Here is an 18,968-nt window from a genome sequence, read left to right on the forward strand (position 1 = left end):
TTGCAAAGGGAAATATCAGGAACGCCCAAATTCGGAGAGCTTCAGGTCTTTGTTTCTGTCAAGGGTCATGCGGATACTCCATTCGTGCACAAAAAGCAGCAGCGGCCTGTCCTTTAAATCTTTGATCTTCTTCATATCGGAGGTGCCGACCAGCCTGTCCATATCCACCTCTTCATTTTCAATCCACCGGATGTGTTCGTAAGGCAGATTTTCCAGTCTGATCTCCACTTTGTATTCATTCTCCAGGCGGTATTTCAGGACGTCAAACTGCAGAACACCGACTACACCCACGATAATCTCTTCCATTCCGGTATTGAATTCCTGGAAAATCTGGATGGCGCCTTCCTGGGCGATCTGGTTGATCCCTTTTACAAACTGCTTCCTTTTCATCGTATCCACCTGGCGCACTCTTGCAAAATGTTCGGGTGCGAACGTCGGGATGCCCTCATAAGCAAACTTTTCTTTGGAGGTAGTCAGCGTATCGCCGATGGAAAATATGCCCGGATCAAATACGCCTATGATATCTCCGCCATAGGCTTTCTCGATCATCTTCCGCTCGCTGGCCATCATCTGCTGCGGCTGGGACAGGCGCACATCCTTTCCCCCCTGGATATGGCAGACGGACATGCCTGCCTCGAATTCACCGGAGCAGATCCGCATAAAGGCGATCCGGTCCCTGTGTGCCTTATTCATATTTGCCTGTATCTTAAATACAAAGGCTGAGAAGTCTTCCTCTTTCATCGGGTCGATCTCCCCGTGGTCAGACATTCTCGGCAACGGAGAACTGGTCATCTTTAAGAAATGCTTCAAAAACGTCTCTACTCCAAAATTAGTCAGGGCAGAGCCGAAGAAAACCGGTGAAAGTTCGCCTTTGCTGACCAGCTCCTGGTCAAATTCCGCTGCAGCGCCATCCAGGAGCTCGATCTCCTCCTCCAGCGTAACCTTCGCCTCTGTCCCGAGTATCCAGTCCAGTTCCGGATTGTTTGCTTCTATCTTTTTGACTTCCCCCACGGTTGTTCCCTTATGTGTATCAGAGAATAGTTCCACTTCCTGCTTCTGTCTGTCATATACGCCTTTAAATGCTTTTCCCGAGCCAATCGGCCAGTTCACGGGGCACGTTGCAATCCCCAGTTCCTTCTCAATATCATCCAGCAGATCAAATGTATCCTTGGCTTCTCTGTCCATCTTATTGATGAACGTAAAAATCGGGATATGCCTCATAACGCAGACCTTGAAAAGCTTCCGCGTCTGGGCCTCCACGCCCTTGGAAGCATCAATCACCATCACCGCAGAGTCCGCCGCCATCAGTGTCCGGTAGGTATCTTCAGAGAAGTCCTGATGTCCCGGAGTATCCAGGATATTGATGCAATATCCCCCGTAATTAAACTGAAGAACCGAAGAAGTAACCGAGATACCTCTCTCTTTCTCAATCTCCATCCAGTCTGACACCGCATGCTTCGCCGTTGCTTTTCCCTTGACGGAACCAGCCTGGTTAATCGCCCCGCCGTACAGCAGGAACTTCTCGGTCAGTGTCGTTTTACCCGCATCCGGGTGGGAAATAATCGCGAAGGTCCTTCTCTTTTTTATTTCATTTGTAGTCTCTGACATATCTGTAATCTCCTGTTTTCATCTCTTTTATGTAACCTGATCTTATTCCGATGTATTTCTTACAATTAAGCACATTAAATAAGTTTACCATAAGAAGGTATCGCCTGCAATTGTTTACTGGAAATATTCTTCCCACATTTTCAGAATAATACTGCCTGTTTCAAAAAATATTATTCTCTACAGGCAGCATATGTATCTGCGCATGGGGCACTTACTCCCCTTCTGGTGTTCCGCCCTCGTGGATCGGCGTAATTACAATATTTTCAGGTGCAATATCGGTCTTTCTCGTAACGATATCTTCGATCTGGGCACGGTTTGCATCCGTCAGCTCAGCACTGTCCACTACGATGTCCGCGGAATCTGCCGTAAGGCTTACAACCGCCTCTGAAAATCCTTTGGAAGCCATCAGTGTCTCCACTGCCACCTCCTGCTCAGACAGCTCCGTCATCTTTACCATCTGCGCCACTGCATCCTGCTTCTCTTCGTCGCTGATATTGGTATTATCAATGATCGACTGCAGCGTTTCTTTATTCTGTGCACGCACCTGTTCCCTTGCTACTTTCGCCTGTGCAACCGTGGTGTCTGCTCCGCTGTTTGTCAGCACGGCCTCGCCGGGCGTCCCTTCTATTTCGGAATCATTGCTTGCAATGTCGCCGGAGCCTGTTTCCAGGTCTTCCTCCGAAATATCCAGAAGCTCCTTGTTTGCCAGTTCTGCATTTGCCTCTGTCGTACCTTTGTCTGACTGTCCAAACAGCCGTCCTGAGTAATTCAGGTATCCGGCGATGGCAATCATAACTGCCAGTGTGGTAATGATGATCTGATTCTTCTTAAATAAACGCTTCACTTGGAATCCTCCTTTTATGTATCAGTCCTTTTCATTATTTTTATTTTATGCGCCTCTACACCGAATAATGCCTGGATTGCCTCAGTTATATTCTGCACTACAACCGCATTGTCTCCCCCCTCCGCTACTACGAGCACTCCGGCTATTTCCGGAGTCAGTTCCTTGCTCACATAAGGTGACTGTGAACCGTCCGATCCCTGCTCATAAATGCTCGTCTTATCCGTTGTCCTCTCTTCCACGCTCCGGGTTCCCCCGGAACTGTCTTCCTCATCCGAATTCTGGCTGCTGCTCTGCTGGTCCTTCTCCACGATCTTCTGACCGGAAGATTTCAGCGTAATCATCACTTCTGCCTTTCCAACACCCTGTACGTATTCCAGCGCTCTTGCAACCCGCTTTTCAAGGTACTGCTCGTATTCCTCATCTGTATTCACATAGGAGGCCGTACTGCCCTCCCCGCTGTCCCTGCTCTCATCCGACGCGCTTCCTTTCTTTTTATTGGATGTAGGAATTGCGATCACTACCAGAAGAATCCCGACCAGAAGAAGGATCAGCAGCTGGTTTTTCTGTGGAAGCATTTTCTTACCCTTTATTTTGCCCAGGATATCTTTCCATTTATTCTCCAACCTGTATCTCCTCCACTTCTATTCCCTTTTTGGTATTCTCCGCTTTTTGTTCCTCCTGCCCGTATTCTTCCGGGAGAAAATCCAGGATATCCAGGCCTTCAAAATAATCTTTCTGTTTTTCTATTTCTTCCTTTTCCATCTCGTATTCCTGGCTGTGGTACAGATCATAAAACCTGTTTTCTATTCCCGTCAGCTTCAATATCGGCGTCAGCATCAGCAGGATCATCACCATCCCGGAAAAAAACTGCACATATTTCTTATACCCTTTCCCCGGTATGATCTGCAGCACCGCGGTAACGATCACCAGATAGAAAGCAAGGTTCTGTATCCACTCATATATAAAGTCAAACATCCTCTCTCCTTTATCCGGCTTAAGCGCAGTCCCTTATTTTATGATGTACTGGCAGTAACAACTGCTATGGTCAGCAGAAACAAAAGCCCCGTAGAAAATACGACCTTCATCAGAAGTTCATACCCCTGGCTGACACTGCTGATGCAGCCGGTAATCCGTTTATCCGACACCGGCTGGACCAGTGCGGCGGTCAGTTTGTACATCAGGGTCATCAGCGCCATCTGTACAATCGGTATGGCACAGATGGCGATCATAACCGCGGCTCCCGCCATTCCGATCCCGTTTTTGATCAGTACGGCCGTTCCCAGCACGACATCCGTTACCCCTCCGATTGCGTTGCCAATTCCGGGTATAGCCTCGGCAGTCTTCGTCAGCGCGCTGCGCTTCAAAGCGTCAATGGCCGGAGCCAGCATCCCCTGGATTACATTGATTCCAATCACGCAGGTTACCAGCGTTTTTAAGATCCAGGTCACCATCTTGCTCAGAAGCTCCGCAAACTGCGACAGATACTCCTCCCCTGCCAGGTAGTTCAGCACCTGCACCATAATATAGATATTTATGACGGGGAGCAAAAATCTTAGAATCAGCACCTCCACCACATAGATTAGAAATAGCACAATGTTATAAAAAATCAGCGAGCTGCTGCTTCCCGAGGCGATGGCGACTGCCAGAAAATAACTGGGGCACAGCACCCGCATAAAATCCAGAAGCGTCTCCAGATGCCCTTCGATGCCGCTCATGGCAATCCGGAAGGCATTCAGGCACATGGTAATCAGCAGTATGTATAATACGTAAAAGCTGATTTCCGACACCTGCCTGTTCTGAAACGCATTTGAAAAATTAGTGAAAATTGCGGCAATTACTGCAATCAGCAGCATATATGCCAGATTCTGGCGGTTATACCTGAATTCATAGGCAAACTGATCCGATATAAACTCCATAATCAGTTCTCCTGCATTTTTTCCGTCTCCTTCAATCAGAGAGGTAACCAGGCTCTTAAAATCCATTTTTTCTTCCGGAAATATTTTCTGCAGGCTGTTGTCAATCTCTGAAAAATCAAACTCCGAGAACAATTTGCTCTCGGCGCCGCTTTCCACGGCATCATAATCTACCGTATCCTCCGCTGCATATACCGTCATACAGCCTTTCCCAGCCCCTGCCAGGCCGCAAAGAAGTACTGATATCAAGAACCCCAGGGCACCCAGCCATATCCTTTGCCCCCTTTTCATGCCAGAAACTCCCGGATTGTCTCCAGCAGGGCGAGCAATACCGGCATTCCGAGGGCCAGTATGGTCAGCTTGCTGAAGATCTCGATCTGAACCGCAATGGTCTGATATCCGGCATCTTTGCAGACGCTTGAGGAAAATTCGGCTATATAGGTGATACCGATCATTTTCAGCATAGTTGCGATATAGCTGGTATCTATCTTGATATACTGATTGACCTGTTCCACCGTCCTTACAAACAGTTCAAGCCTGTCTACAATACAGGCGAAAATAAGGATACTGATGGCCACACTCATATAGATTCCATATTCCGATTTGCCGCTTTTAAACTGAATCGACAGCAGTGCGCCTATTACGCCGATAATTCCGATCTGAATCATGCTCACATATAAGCTCCCCTTTCCTATACACTGCCGCTGTTACAGAGAAAACAATTGTTTAATGGATGTAAACAAATCGTATATGTATGGCAGTACCCATGACAGTACCAGTATCAGCCCCGCAAAGCTTGTAAGAAATGCCTGTTCATCCCGCCCGCTGTGCTTGAGCACCTGGCTCAGAATAGAGACCAGTATTCCGACAGCCGCAATTTTAAATATCAGATTTATGGTCATGGAATCCTCCCGTGAGTTATATTAGTATGACAACCAGAAAAATTCCTCCCATCACGCCAAGACAGTTCCCGATCCTTTTCTTTGCTGCCATCCCTTCTCTTACTTTTTCGATTTCCAGCTCCAGCCTGTTCAGGTAAAGCTGCATGGTCCTGCTGGATGTGTCCCCGTCCAGCTGTCCCAGAAATGTTCCCAGTTCTTTCAGCTGTATAGAATGAACGCTCTTGAGATGAAGTTCACTCAGGTTACGGTCTACGGACCGGTTCCATATTTTTGCAAACTCATCCTCCTCGCGCTCTTCTACCTGCCGCTCCATCACACGCAGCCATTTACGGTAAGGCTCTTTTACTCTTACCGCTACTCTTCCGAATATTTCCCCCAGCGGTGCATTGGAGTACTCCAGTTCTCCTTTGAGCATATAAACGATATGCCGGATATAGAGGAGTTTTTCCAGATACCGCTGGAGCTCTGTTCCGTAGGCGATCCCCGCCCCCGTTGTTGCCCCTAAGATCAGCAGGCATCCTATAAATCTCTGCATAGCAGGCTCCCCCGTTCGTCATATACTTCCCGCACCTCCCCGGGCCTTTTCTCATTGCCGAGTATGATATAGCGCTCAAACCTGCGTTCCCTGATCATCCTGCCAAGCACCGGCTTATCCGCCGCCTCAGCCATTGACAGGCCGTGTACGCTGGCAATCATTTTACACCCGCACTGCATGGCATACTCGATAGCATGTACATCCTCCGGAGAACCGATTTCATCTACCGCAATCACCTGGGGGGCCATGGAGCGGATCAGCATAATCATCCCCTCCGCCTTCGGACAACAGTCCAGCACATCCGTGCGCATACCCAGCTGGTTCTGGGCGACTCCCAGATAGCAGCCCCCGATCTCTGAACGTTCATCCACAACACCCACCGTACATCCCTTCACGTACCTGTTTCCGTCCGATATCTGCCGGATCAGATCCCGTATCAGCGTCGTTTTCCCACAGCAGGGCGGTGAAATCACCAGAGTATGGCATACCTGGCGGTTCTTCGTAATATAGGGCAGGACCTTGTCCGCACACCCCAGAATCTCATGGGACATTCTTATGTTTACAGAAGAAATATACTGCAGATTCTTCACTTTATTGCCTTCCAGTATTGCCTTTCCCATCACCCCCACGCGATGCCCTCCTTCAATTGTAATAAATCCCTGTCTCATCTCATGTTCATATGCATACAGTGAATAGTGGCTGATATATTCCAGCGTCTCACGTATCTCCTCCTTGGTGATCAGGTACCCCGCAGGCTCTCCCGAAGGAAGCAGCCTTTCCTCATTGTCATAAACCAGAATAAGAGGCTTACCAATCCGCATCCGGATCTCCTGTACCTTTTCAAAATCCAGCCCTTCCGCCTCAACGGCAGACCGGACCGGTTTCGCAAGCACCTGCAGGACCTGCTGTTTTCTGTTGGCTGTATTCATCTTGTCCACCTCTTTAAACAATATATGTCCCCATCTCAAATTTATGACTTGAAAATCTGGAGTTGAGTGGCAGGGGGTCGCAGATGCAGGCACACATGGGGCGGAAAGACTGTGTTTGCGGGTAAGGGGGAGTAAAGGGAAAAAACAGAAAAACCGGGACAACCTGCACACATCACGTGAAATCCTGATGGATTTCACGCGCTGGGTACAGGAAAATGCGTGATTCGGAATCACGCATTTTGTCCCGGTTTTTCTGTTTTTTCCCTTAACTCCCCCTAACCCGCATCCAGAAGCCTTTCCGCCCCATGTGTACCTGCATCTGCTTGTGTACTCAAATCAGATGGGTTTCTGAACGGGAATGGCTGGGGAGCGTGTCCGACTTATAGGAACGCTTTTTTTGTTGTGTCTTGATAATTTTCCTTTCCTAACCAAAAGCTGCCTAACACTGATACAAATGTCCGCTTCAACCAGGCCACATCCGCCTCTCCCGCCAGAGAGCTACCATGTAGAGGATCATTTAACGCCATGATGCGAGCAGCCTTCCCGGATACACCTGACAGTTTCCGGGGGCTTCTAAGTGCGCGGCTGGAAGTACTAACGGTAAAAAAGCAGAAGCGTATAGCTGAGGATTGATTACGAATCAATCCTCAAAGCGGCCTGAGCTGAGAAATCATCAAGATTTCTCAGTGAATGCCGCCGGGCTATACGCTTCTGCTTTTTTACCGTTAGTACTTCCCCGCAAACGGCCAGCCCCCGGAAACTGTCAGGTGTATCCGGGAAGGCGGCCCCATACCAGCGAACTACTCCGCTACATCTCTCATACTGAAACTAAATCTGCCCATTTTGTCTTTTCCTAAGCAGACTACTTTTACTACATCGCCCAGTTTGAGTACGTCTTCTACTTTGTTGATTCTTTCTTTGGAAATTTTGGAAATGTGTACCATTCCTTCTTTTCCTGGTGCAAATTCGAGGAATGCACCGAATTCTTTGATGCTGATGACTTTTCCTTCGAATACCTGGCCGGCCTCGAAGTCTGTGGTGATGGTTGCTATCATCTTCATTGCCGCATCCATGCCTGCTTTGTCTGTTCCGCAGACGGATACTGCGCCGTCATCTGTAATGTCTATTTTTACGCCTGTCTGCTCAATGATCGCATTGATTGTCTTTCCGCGCTGGCCGACTACATCGCCGATCTTCTGCGGATCGATCTGCATCTGTACGATCTTAGGAGCGTATGGGCCTACCTCCGGCCTTGGCTCTGCAATTGTCTTGTTCATGACTTCATCCAGGATATAGGTTCTTGCCTTCTTTGTCGCGGCGATTGCTTCCTCGATGATTGGCCTTGTGAGTCCGTGAATCTTGATATCCATCTGGATTGCGGTAATTCCCTTGTGGGTTCCGGCAACCTTGAAGTCCATGTCGCCGAAGAAGTCTTCCAGCCCCTGGATATCTGTCAGCACCAGATAATCGTCGTCTGTATCTCCTGTCACAAGACCAGCGGAGATACCGGCTACTGCTGCTTTGATCGGAACGCCGGCAGCCATCAGCGACATACTGGAGGCGCAGATACTTGCCTGCGATGTGGAACCGTTGGACTCAAATGTCTCGGATACCGTACGGATTGCGTACGGGAACTCTGACGCATCCGGAAGTACCGGTATCAGTGCCTTCTCAGCAAGAGCACCATGGCCGATCTCGCGGCGTCCGGGTCCTCTGGATGGTCTTGTCTCGCCTACGGAGTAGGAAGGGAAATTGTAGTGGTGCATATACCTCTTAGAGGTCTCAGCCTCGTCCAGTCCGTCGATTCTCTGTGCATCAGACAATGGCGCCAGAGTTGTCACGGTACAGATCTGTGTCTGTCCGCGGGTAAACATAGCGGATCCGTGGACTCTCGGGATCAGATCAGTCTCTGCAGCCAGGTGGCGGATCTGGTCGATTGCCCTTCCGTCGGGACGCTTCTGATCTTTCAGTATCATCTTTCGTACCGTCTTTTTCTGATACTGGTATACCGCTTCACTCAGCACTGCAAGCCATTCTTCGTTCTCTGCAAAAGCCTCTTCCAGTTTTGCTGTGATCACACGGATATTCTCTTCTCTGGTCTGCTTATCGTCTGTAAATACAGCTTCTTCCATCTCTGCCGGTGTTACAATCGTTTTGATCGCAGCAAACAGCTCTTCCGGCACTGCACAACTCTCATAAGAGTGTTTTGGCTTGCCGCACTCTGCTACAATAGTCTCGATAAATGCGATCACCTTCTGGTTCAGCTCGTGTGCTGCAAAAATGGCATCAATCATCTGAGCCTCCGGCACTTCATTGGCGCCAGCCTCAATCATAATCACCTTTTCCTTGGTAGAAGCAACTGTCAGCGTCAGATCTGAGATATCTTTCTGTTCTGCTGTTGGATTAAATACAAACTCACCGTTTACAAGGCCAACCTGTGTTGTAGAAATCGGGCCGTCAAACGGGATATCTGAAATACTGGTTGCAATTGCGGATCCCAGCATAGCTGTCAGTTCCGGACTGCAGTCCTGGTCTACGGACATAACCAGATTTTCCAGAGTCACATCATTTCTGTAATCCTTCGGGAACAGAGGTCTCATCGGTCTGTCGATGACACGGCATGTTAGTACGGCATTTTCTGAAGCCTTTCCCTCTCTCTTATTAAATCCTCCAGGAATCTTGCCTACAGAATATAATCTTTCGTTGTATTCTACGCTCAGAGGGAAGAAGTCGATCCCTTCTCTCGGCTTCTCGGATGCAGTTGCAGTACAAAGCACTGTTGTATCCCCATAATGCATCAGAGCAGCTCCATTCGCCTGTTTTGCGACTCTTCCGATGTCTACACGCAGAGTTCTGCCGGCAAGTTCCATTTCAAACTTTTTAAACATATCATTCTCCTTTTTTTCTATTCACATAATTCGTGGCAGGAGACTCCGAAACTACTGAAAAACACATTAGAATCCGCTAATATCCTTTTCAGTGGTCTCGGGTTTTACTTTCCTGACCACAATCTTAAATATTATAGCATAGTCGCCCTCTTAAATCAAGAATGAAGTTTTGGGAATGCGCTTGGGGGTTGGCGCGGAGGGGGACGCTGAAGTCAAGGATCTTCCGGCTCCTGGCGGGGCAATGTCTGCTGGTGAAATGTCCTGACACTGCGCGAAGAAGCTGTAGGAGAAAACGGAAGGAAAAAGTAGGTACATGCCGCAGTTGGCCCGAATGCCGATGCATTCGCGCCGCCGGCGGCATCAGAATTTGCCTGGTAAGGCAAATTCTGCCCTTCTTTTTCCTTCCGTTTTCTCCTACAGCTTCTAACGCTCGCTTTATGGACTTTTCACCAGCAGACATTGCCCCGCCAGGAGCCGGAAGATCCTTGACTTCAGCTGTTGCATCCGGGCGGAAGATAAGGCGTCATTCCTTGGAGGGCTTCTTAAGGTGGGCAGCGGATTTGTCTTGGCTTACTTGAGCTATATGCATGTTAGAAGTATGTATGTTGGAGACAGAAGCATACAAATTTCATTTTGGCCTTTTAGTATGAATGGAAATCCCTTAAACAACACGGAATTCACTATCCTTACCAATCAAATCCCGTGAAGCCAATTCCATACGCTGCCCCCGTCTTAGAGGCATCGGGTCGTTTTTTCATTCTGGTCGGATGAGCATAGCCGAGGGGGCTGTAAGCCGCAGGCCTTCCTTCAAACATAAAAAAAGGATCCCCCCTCCCGGGAAGATCCTTGTGGATTTGAGATTATTTTCTTAATCCAAGTCTTTCGATCAAAGTACGGTATCTTTCGATATCTGACTTTTTCAGGTATGCCAGCAGACCACGTCTCTGTCCTACCATCTTAAGAAGTCCTCTTCTTGAGTGGTGATCCTTCGGGTTAGCTTTGAAGTGATCTGTCAGTTCGTTGATTCTTGCTGTAAGAATTGCGATCTGTACTTCCGGAGATCCTGTGTCCCCTTCACTTCTGCCATACTCTGCAATGATTGCCTGTTTCTTTTCCTTTGCGATCATCTTACGTTTCCTCCTTTTATTTTCTTTTATAAAACCGCCTGGCATTAAGTAATGGTTGGAGTGTTCCTATTACCGAACACCGGCTGAATTCATACTTAAATAGTATAGCATAACTCAAATTCTATGTAAAGTAATACTTTTTAAAAGTTTGAATTATTCTTCGTGAAACAACCATGTACACTATTGTATTCTTTCCGTTCTTTCTAACTATTCTTCTTCGTCTTCAAACTCATCATTGTTCTGCGGTTCTAATATAGCAAATGCAATATTGGTCGCATGATCGGCCACACGTTCCAGCCCGGATATAGTATCGGAGAAAATCATGCCTGCCTCTGGCGAACACTTGCCCTTTGTCAGACGCTTTATATGTGCTTTCTGAAGCTTCTTCTCTCTATCGTCGACCTCATCCTCCAGAGCCATGACCTCCTGCATGTGTTCCTGGCTGCGGTTGGAAAACATCTCTAAGGAGTATACCAGTGTTTTTTCCACCAGATCCATCATATCCTGGAGCTGCCGGATTCCTTTTTCACTGAATGTAACATGTCTGTCGATCCTCATCTTTGCAGAATCCGCAAAGTTCTCCGCATGGTCCCCGATCCTTTCGATATCGTTTACAACGTGGAACAGACCGCCTACCAGCATCGCATCTGCGGTAGGAATCTCCATGCTGTTAATCCTGACCAGGTAGTCGGTAATCTCCCTGTTCAGATAATCAATGTACGCCTCCTGCCGGTATACCTCGGCGATCTTTTCCTCATTCAGTGTACAAAGCGCATCCATACCTCTTTTTAGGTTCTCAATCGCCAGGCAGCCCATATGTTCCAGTTCGTAGATACCTGATATAACCGCCGTGGTAGGTGTAATCATCGTACTGTTCCCGATATACTTCAACTCGTACTCATCATCCGGCGAAGCATCTTTCCCCGGTATAATGAAATAAGTTACCCTGACTACCCATTTCATAAACGGGAAGAGTAAAATCACCTCACATATTTTAATTAGGGTATGGGCATTTGCTACTGCCCTGCCCATATTGCCCCCGGATACCTTCATAATTGCATCCGCAATTGGCTGCAGCGCAAACAATAGTACAATGAAAATTGCGACAGATCCGATGATATTAAATAGGAAATGGATCCAGGCCGCCCTTTTCGCATCTTTTTTGCCTCCCAGGCTGGCAAGCAGCGCAGAGACACAGGAGCCCATGTTGCATCCCAGAATAAGATAGAAGCAGATCGTAAACTGTAGAAATCCCTGGGACGCCAGCAGGATTACGATACCTACGGTAGCCGATGAGCTCTGCAGAATTGCTGTTATAGCAAATCCAACCAGGATCGCCGCAAAGGGATTGCTTAATGATTTGAGCAGGCCTACGATATGCGGAGATTCACGCAGGGAAGACATGGCATCTCCCATTGTACTCAAGCCCATAAACAGGATACCAAATCCAAGGATCACTCCGCCGATTTTCTTGGTATTCTGTTTTTTGCTGAACATGAACATTACAACGCCGGTGATCACGAACAGAGGTGCAACATCTGACAAATTAAATGCAATCAACTGTCCGGTGATTGTTGTACCGATATTGGCGCCAAGTATTACCCCGGCAGCCTGATAAAGGTTCATAAGCCCGGAATTCACAAAGCTTACAACCATAACTGTCGTCGCGCTGGACGACTGCACAACTGCAGTGAACAAGATACCGACCAGCATCCCCACAAATCTGTTTTGTGTGAAGAACTCCAGAATTGACCTCATCCGTGCGCCGGCAACCTGTTCCAGGCCGTCGCTCATCATCTTCATGCCGAACAGGAATAATCCCAGTCCTCCCAGCAGCAGAAATATTGTCGTTACACTCATTTGTATTTCCCCTAACTCTTTCTCTAGTTTGTCAAGCTTTTCTCCCGAAAATATGCTTTTCCGGATTGGATATCCCGGTCCACCTGCTGTTTCAGTTCTTCCACAGAACAAAACTTAGTTTCCGGGCGCACGAAAGAACAGAATTCCACCGTAATCTCTTTGCCGTAGGCATCGCCTTTGTAACCAAATACAAACACCTCCGCCAGGAGCCTTGGCTCATCTGTCACTGTCGGCTTGATCCCTACATTTCCAATACCGTGATACCACATGCCGTCCACCAGGATTCTGCAGGTATATACTCCGAATCTGGGCATAATTTTTCGTTCTTTGGGCGCAATGTTCATCGTGGGAAATCCCAGTGTACGTCCCAGCTGCCTCCCATGTTCCACGATCCCCGTCATGTGATAAGGGTAACCCAGCAGCTGATTTGCAAGCATGGCATCGCCTTCTTCCAGAGCTTCTCTCACATAGGTGCTGCTGATTTCTCTGTCCCCATACAGCTCTTTCTCCACAACACCCAGCCGGTAGCCGTACTTTGGGGCCAACTCCGCAAGCATGCCGGCATCCCCCCGCTTGCCATGTCCAAAGTAAAAATCTGTACCCACGACAATATGGGAGGCGTGAAGCGTATTCACCAATATTTTCTCAATGAATGTCTCCGCTTCCATCTCCCTGATTTCCTTCGTAAAGGGGCACTGTATCATACAATCTACCTGCTCTTCCAGATGCTGTCTGCGCTCCTTGTTTGTAAGCAGCGTCTCTTTTTTCATGTCAAATGCAAATACAACGCTTTTTAATTTTTCTTTCTCCGCGCAATCCCTTACCCTGCTGATCAGTTTCTGATGGCCTCTGTGAAGGCTGTCGAATTTGCCCAGAGTAACGGCTGTTTTTTCAGTTTCCTGATAAGAATTAATATCTGTATAGTACCGCATGTCTTTCCCCGTAATTCTTCCTTTATCACTTGCATGGATATGCCTGCTTATTAATCCGATATGAGGAACATCTTCTCAAGCCGGTATTCCTGTTTTTCAGTAAAGTAACGGTAAACACCTATAAACTGTTTGTTTCGGTCGTATACTCTTACAGATTGCCCGTCCGTAAAAACATTCTCTTTTGTCATAAACTCCCGGCGCAGCGGATTTCCGTTATAGGCCAGTGCCTCATACTCCTTTGCCACCACTAATTCAGGCAGATTCAGGAACATGGCATCTACAGGCGTTACAATATCCATAAGCTTTCCCGTTTTTTTATATTCTTCAATCTGAGAGAGCTTCAGGCTGTCTTTGATCTCAAAACAGCTTACCTTTGTCCTTCTAAGGGCTTCCATACAGGCACCCGTCCCTGCTTTTCTGCCAATGTCGTGGCATAGTGTACGAATGTAGGTGCCCTTTGAACACTTAACTTCCATATGTACTCTTGGAAGATCAATTTTGTTTATCTTTATATCGAAAATATGAACCCTTCTTGTTTTCCGTTCTACTTCGATGCCTTCCCGTGCAAGCTCATACAGCTTTTTCCCGTTTACTTTCAGCGCAGAATACATCGGCGGAAGCTGTTCATATTCCCCAATGTACTTTTGTATACACTCTTTTGCAAATTCATCTGTCAGTAACGATGTATCCTGTTCTTCCAGTATTTTCCCTGTAATATCCTGTGTATCTGTCATCTTCCCAAACAAAAGTACGGCCTCATAGGTCTTATTCTTATCTGTCAGCATATCACAGAGTTTTGTCGCTCTGCCCAGACATACCGGGAGAACCCCTTCTGCATCCGGATCCAGAGTGCCGGTGTGCCCTATTTTTTTCTGGCCCACGATCCCTCTGAGCTTCGCAACTACATCATGGGATGTATAACCCTTTTCTTTATATATGTTAATAATACCGTTTACCATAAACCGTTATACCTGTGTCTCTTCCTGATCCAGCTGACGCGCAATCTGGATGCTGACGTTATTGATCACATCGTGGAATGAGCCTTTCATCGTGAATCCCGCCGCTCTTGCGTGGCCGCCTCCCCCAAAATACTGGGCGATTATGCTTACATCCACCTTTCCTTTCGAACGCAGGCTTACTTTATAATTCTGCGTCTCCAGTTCATACATAAAAAGCGCCGTCTCGGTCCCCTGGGTCAGCTTCATCTGGCTGACAATCCCTTCCAGATCGCTCGGCTTCGCTCCGTAAAATTCCATTTCTTTCTTGCTCACGGCGCTTACTATACATCTTTTATCCAAAATCAGAATACTCTCCAGAAGGGCTCTTCCCAGGATCTGATTCTGAATATAGGTCTTTTCATAAAAAGTCTTCTCTATAATATTGTTCCCGTCAATTCCCTTGCGCAGCAATTCTGCCGCAACTTCCATCGTCTCCGGTGAGGTGCAAGAATACTGAAACACACCGGTATCATGCGCGATTCCCATGTAAAGAGCCTCCGCCGCAGATTTTTCAATTTTTTCCTTATCCAGAAGTCCAAATACCAGCTCTGACGTGGAACTGGCATCCGGTACTATATAGTTGATATCCGCAAATGCAGCATTGCTTACGTGATGATCGATGCAAAATGTCTGTTTTGCATTCTGAAACAAGGGCGCGGAAAATCCAAGGCGTTTTTCATCGCCGCAGTCCAGGCAGATGAACAGATCATATTGTTTTCCATCCGGAATGCAGTTTCTAGCCTCTTCCGTCTTCTGAATCAGGCGGTAGGCCTCGGGAATTTCCTCCAGAAATACGTCGGTTTCTATTTGAGGATACTGTTCCGTAAGATACAGGTAGAGGCCCATACTGGAGCCCACACAGTCCCCGTCCGGACGGATATGCCCGCCCAGCGCTACAGACTGTTTTCCCTTCAGTATCTCAGATAACCCAACTCCCAAAGAGTCGTCTGCAGAGTCTGCCTCGCCGGCAGATCCGCATTTTACTGTGGAATAATCTACGCTCATATTATTCAGCCTCGTCTTTCAAATCTCTGGTCAGCTCATCAATCTTTTTACTCATATTTACGCCGTACTCAATAGACTGATCCATGATAAACCGGATTTCCGGCGTGTTTCTCATATTAATAGTCCGGGCCAGTTCGCGCCTGATATAGCCCTCGGCGCTCTGGAGTCCCTTGATTGTATCCTCCTGTGCCTTCGCGTCTCCCAGCACACTGATATATGCTTTACAGGTCTTCAGGTCAGGAGCCACTTCTACTGCTACAACGGAAGTCATCGGCGCCACACGCGGATCCTTGATGCCTCCCCGCAGTATGTTGCTCAGTTCACGCTGAACCTCTGTATTAATCCGTGTATTCTTAATGCTGTTTTTTCTCATAATTGCTCCTTCACATAGCCGCCGTAAACGAAACGGTTTTATTTTCTTTCAATTTCCACCATCTTGTATGCCTCTACAAGATCGCCTTCTTTAATATCATTAAAGTTCTCGAATACAAAGCCGCACTCGTATCCTGTCCTTACTTCCTTCACATCATCTTTAAAACGCTTCAGAGATGCCAGCGGTCCGTCAAAGATTACGATTCCGTCGCGTGTAAGGCGTACGGAACAGTTTCTCTCAAATGTTCCGTCCAGCACGTAGGAACCGGCAATGGTTCCGACTCCGGAAGCCTTGAATGTCTGACGCACTTCTGCGTGGCCGAGTACTTTCTCCTCAAAGATCGGATCCAGCATGCCCTTCATGGCAGCCTCCACATCTTCGATTGCATTGTAGATGACTCTGTACAGTCTCAGGTCTACGCCCTCGCGGTCTGCAATCTCTTTTGCGGTAGCATCCGGCCTTACATTGAAGCCAATGATAATTGCGTTGGATGCGGAAGACAGGATTACATCAGACTCATTGATGGCGCCTACTCCGCCATGGATAATTTTGATGACCACCTCATCGTTGGAAAGCTTCAGCAGGCTCTGTTTCAATGCCTCTACAGAACCCTGTACGTCTGCTTTTACAACGATATTCAATTCTTTCAGGTTTCCTTCCTTAATCTGCGTAAACAGATCATCCAGTGACATCTTCGCCTTGGTATCATCCAGCAGCTTCACTCTGTTCTGGGAAATAAATGTTTCTGCAAAATTTCTTGCCTCTTTTTCGGTCTCGCATCCCACAAATACTTCGCCCGCATTCGGCACATCGTTCAGACCGAGTATCTCAACCGGCTGGGAAGGTCCGGCTTCTTTGACTCTGCGGCCCTTATCATCCATCATAGCCCTGACTTTACCGTGTGCGGAACCCGCTGCGATAGCGTCTCCTACATGGAGCGTCCCCTTCTGTACAAGTACAGTTGCAACGGATCCTTTTCCTTTATCCAACTCTGCTTCGATAATAAGACCTCTTGCAAAGCGGTCCGGATTCGCCTTCAGTTCCATCACCTCTGCTGTCAGAAGAATCATCTCCAACAGATCTGTGATGCCCTCTTTTGTATGTGCAGATACAGGCACAAAGATAGTGCTGCCGCCCCAGTCTTCCGGAATGAGCTCGTATTCTGCCAGTTCTTGTTTTACCCTGTCGATATTTGCGCTTGGCTTATCAATCTTATTGATGGCAACGATAATCTCAATGCCTGCTGCTTTGGCATGGTTAATTGCCTCTACGGTCTGCGGCATTACGCCGTCGTCGGCAGCTACCACCAAAATGGCAATATCTGTAGAGTTAGCCCCTCTCATACGCATGGCTGTAAATGCCTCGTGTCCCGGTGTATCCAGGAATGTGATTTTTTCACCGTTTGCCTCTACTACATAAGCACCGATATGCTGTGTGATTCCGCCTGCCTCGCGGCCAATGACATTTGTATGGCGGATTGCATCCAGAAGTGATGTCTTACCATGATCAACATGACCCATGACACAGACTACCGGAGGACGTTTTACCATAGCGCCTTCGTCTTCTTCCTCTTCTTTGAGAAGTTCTTCAATTACATCGATCACGACCTCTTTTTCGCAGAGAACATCAAATTCCATTGCGATTTCTTCTGCCGTGTCATAGTCTACTTCCTGATTTACCGTAACAACTTTACCCTGAAGGAAAAGTTTTTTAATAATTACGGCAGGTACTATTTTCATCTTATCAGCGAGTTCCTTGATTGTCAGAACTTCCGGAAGCACTATCTGTTTGATCTCTTCTTTCTTCTCAACTGGTTTTGGCTGCGGTTTTGCAACCTCCACAGCAGGTTTCTGGCGTTTTCCTTTTTTGTTCTTGCTGTCAAAGTCACCATCTTTATATTCTTTTTTCTTATAGTCTTTCTCTTTATCCTTTGCTTTATTCCTCTGCACCTTCTGCTGTTCTACTAATGGTGTTGGAATTGCATCTCTGTCATCCCTTCTGCTGTCACGGCGTTCCGTTCCTCTGGACGGGCCGTTGCCTGTGCGCTGGCCTCCTCCTGCATTTCTTCCGCCCTGGCCGCCATAGTTTCTGTCACCGCCCTGGTTATTATAGCTTCTTTCTCCGTTCTGGTTTCTGCCGAAGTTTCCGCCCTGTCCACCGGCCGGCCGCTGACCGCGGTTGTTGTTGTATCTCTGATTTTGGTAACCGGAATTTCTCTGGTCAGAAGAATTGCCGCCATTCTGTCTTGTCTCCTGTGAAGACATGGAACCAGAATTTCTCTGATTGCCCTGATACGGCTGACGCTGACCGCCCTGATAAGGCGGACGCTGGCCTCCCTGCGGACGCTGGCCCTGTGTATTTCCTGACGGGCGCTGGCCTGATGCTGCCGGGCGCTGTGTTGGTGCAGAACCTGCTGGTCGCTGGCCAGAAGTCGTTCCTGACGGGCGTTGTGCCGGTACGGAACCTGATGGACGTTGGCCTGGTGTTGTTCCTGCCGGGCGTTGTCCCGGTGACGTGCCTGACGGGCGCTGGCCTGCTGTTGCTCCCGCCGGACGCTGGCCTGGTGTTGTTCCTGCCGGGCGCTGCGCTGGTGCGGAACCTGCCGGACGCTGGCCTGGTGTATTTCCTGACGGGCGCTGGCCTGATGCTGCCGGGCGCTGTGCTTGTGCGGAACCTGCTGGTCGCTGCCCCGGTGCGGAACCTGCCGGACGCTGCCCCTGATGGCCTCCCTGCGGGCGCTGGCCCTGGCGGCCTCCCTGCTGCATGCGGCTCCCGCTCTTAGAATTTTGCGGACGGAACACCTGCACGATATTCTTCTTTTTAGGCGCTTCTTCCACCGGTTTTGCCGCCTCGGCTGCCTTATCTGCCTCCACAGACTTTCCGGCATCCGTGCCTTTCTTTACATTTTTTCTGATGTCATTTACTACATTGTCTTCCAGCGAACTCATATGGGTCTTCACCTCTACATTCTTCTTTTCCAGCATTTCCATCAGTTCTTTATTGTCCATTCCCAGCTCCTTGGCCAGTTCGTGTACTCTCATTTTTGTCATATTC

17 protein-coding genes are annotated in these 18,968 nt (G+C 48.2%); all 17 read right to left on the reverse strand.

Features of this window, described 5'->3' with window-relative positions:
• Nucleotides 1–15: 15 nt before the first annotated feature.
• Entirely contained in the window at nt 16–1,608 is a 1,593-nt protein-coding gene (locus BN1938_RS21255; protein ID WP_050642407.1) for a peptide chain release factor 3, read from the reverse strand.
• Between the two features lie 211 nt (nt 1,609–1,819).
• On the reverse strand, nt 1,820–2,452 hold the full coding sequence (locus BN1938_RS21260; protein ID WP_050642408.1) for a SpoIIIAH-like family protein: 633 nt from the start codon (nt 2,450–2,452) through the stop codon (nt 1,820–1,822).
• A 14-nt stretch (nt 2,453–2,466) separates the two neighbouring features.
• The gene (locus BN1938_RS21265; protein ID WP_050642409.1) at nt 2,467–3,075 is read right to left on the reverse strand and encodes a stage III sporulation protein AG; all 609 of its coding nucleotides are present in this window, start codon (nt 3,073–3,075) and stop codon (nt 2,467–2,469) included.
• Nucleotides 3,065–3,427 carry a stage III sporulation protein AF gene (locus BN1938_RS21270; RefSeq protein ID WP_050642410.1) on the reverse strand — a complete coding sequence of 121 codons (363 nt, stop codon included), beginning with the start codon at nt 3,425–3,427 and terminating at the stop codon, nt 3,065–3,067. The genes BN1938_RS21265 and BN1938_RS21270 overlap by 11 nt, the downstream gene beginning before the upstream one ends.
• Before the next feature lie 38 nt (nt 3,428–3,465).
• On the reverse strand, nt 3,466–4,656 hold the full coding sequence (locus tag BN1938_RS21275) for a stage III sporulation protein AE (protein WP_050642411.1): 1,191 nt from the start codon (nt 4,654–4,656) through the stop codon (nt 3,466–3,468).
• Complete coding sequence (locus BN1938_RS21280) at nt 4,653–5,033, reverse strand: SpoIIIAC/SpoIIIAD family protein (protein WP_153917573.1); 381 nt, start codon at nt 5,031–5,033, stop codon at nt 4,653–4,655. Before BN1938_RS21280 ends, BN1938_RS21275 begins: the two co-directional genes overlap by 4 nt.
• Nucleotides 5,034–5,072: 39 nt before the next feature.
• The gene (gene spoIIIAC, locus BN1938_RS21285; RefSeq protein ID WP_009005678.1) at nt 5,073–5,267 is read right to left on the reverse strand and encodes a stage III sporulation protein AC; all 195 of its coding nucleotides are present in this window, start codon (nt 5,265–5,267) and stop codon (nt 5,073–5,075) included.
• Between the two features lie 16 nt (nt 5,268–5,283).
• Complete coding sequence (locus BN1938_RS21290; RefSeq protein WP_025657587.1) at nt 5,284–5,802, reverse strand: stage III sporulation protein AB; 519 nt, start codon at nt 5,800–5,802, stop codon at nt 5,284–5,286.
• Nucleotides 5,787–6,731: a stage III sporulation protein AA gene (spoIIIAA, locus tag BN1938_RS21295; RefSeq protein ID WP_050642412.1), complete on the reverse strand. Its 945-nt coding sequence runs from the start codon at nt 6,729–6,731 to the stop codon at nt 5,787–5,789. Before spoIIIAA ends, BN1938_RS21290 begins: the two co-directional genes overlap by 16 nt.
• Before the next feature lie 800 nt (nt 6,732–7,531).
• Complete coding sequence (locus BN1938_RS21300; RefSeq protein WP_050642413.1) at nt 7,532–9,619, reverse strand: polyribonucleotide nucleotidyltransferase; 2,088 nt, start codon at nt 9,617–9,619, stop codon at nt 7,532–7,534.
• An 860-nt stretch (nt 9,620–10,479) separates the two neighbouring features.
• On the reverse strand, nt 10,480–10,746 hold the full coding sequence (gene rpsO / locus BN1938_RS21305) for a 30S ribosomal protein S15 (RefSeq protein WP_025657590.1): 267 nt from the start codon (nt 10,744–10,746) through the stop codon (nt 10,480–10,482).
• A gap of 207 nt (nt 10,747–10,953) precedes the next feature.
• The gene (locus tag BN1938_RS21310; RefSeq protein ID WP_050642414.1) at nt 10,954–12,606 is read right to left on the reverse strand and encodes a Na/Pi cotransporter family protein; all 1,653 of its coding nucleotides are present in this window, start codon (nt 12,604–12,606) and stop codon (nt 10,954–10,956) included.
• Nucleotides 12,607–12,629: 23 nt separating this feature from the next.
• A complete protein-coding gene (locus BN1938_RS21315) occupies nt 12,630–13,538 on the reverse strand; it encodes a bifunctional riboflavin kinase/FAD synthetase (protein WP_050642415.1) in 909 nt (302 codons plus the stop codon).
• 50 nt (nt 13,539–13,588) lie between these two features.
• Nucleotides 13,589–14,497 (reverse strand): tRNA pseudouridine(55) synthase TruB, encoded by a 909-nt coding sequence (gene truB / locus BN1938_RS21320; RefSeq protein WP_050642416.1) that lies wholly within the window; start codon nt 14,495–14,497, stop codon nt 13,589–13,591.
• 6 nt (nt 14,498–14,503) lie between these two features.
• Nucleotides 14,504–15,541: a DHH family phosphoesterase gene (locus tag BN1938_RS21325; RefSeq protein WP_173020138.1), complete on the reverse strand. Its 1,038-nt coding sequence runs from the start codon at nt 15,539–15,541 to the stop codon at nt 14,504–14,506.
• A gap of 1 nt (nt 15,542) precedes the next feature.
• The gene (gene rbfA, locus BN1938_RS21330; RefSeq protein WP_050642417.1) at nt 15,543–15,914 is read right to left on the reverse strand and encodes a 30S ribosome-binding factor RbfA; all 372 of its coding nucleotides are present in this window, start codon (nt 15,912–15,914) and stop codon (nt 15,543–15,545) included.
• Nucleotides 15,915–15,952: 38 nt separating this feature from the next.
• The gene (gene infB, locus BN1938_RS21335; protein ID WP_082203096.1) at nt 15,953–18,964 is read right to left on the reverse strand and encodes a translation initiation factor IF-2; all 3,012 of its coding nucleotides are present in this window, start codon (nt 18,962–18,964) and stop codon (nt 15,953–15,955) included.
• Between the last annotated feature and the right edge of the window lie 4 nt (nt 18,965–18,968).

This window comes from Eubacterium sp. SB2 (genome assembly GCF_001244405.1).
In the GTDB taxonomy this organism is placed as follows: domain Bacteria; phylum Bacillota; class Clostridia; order Lachnospirales; family Lachnospiraceae; genus Faecalicatena; species Faecalicatena contortus_B.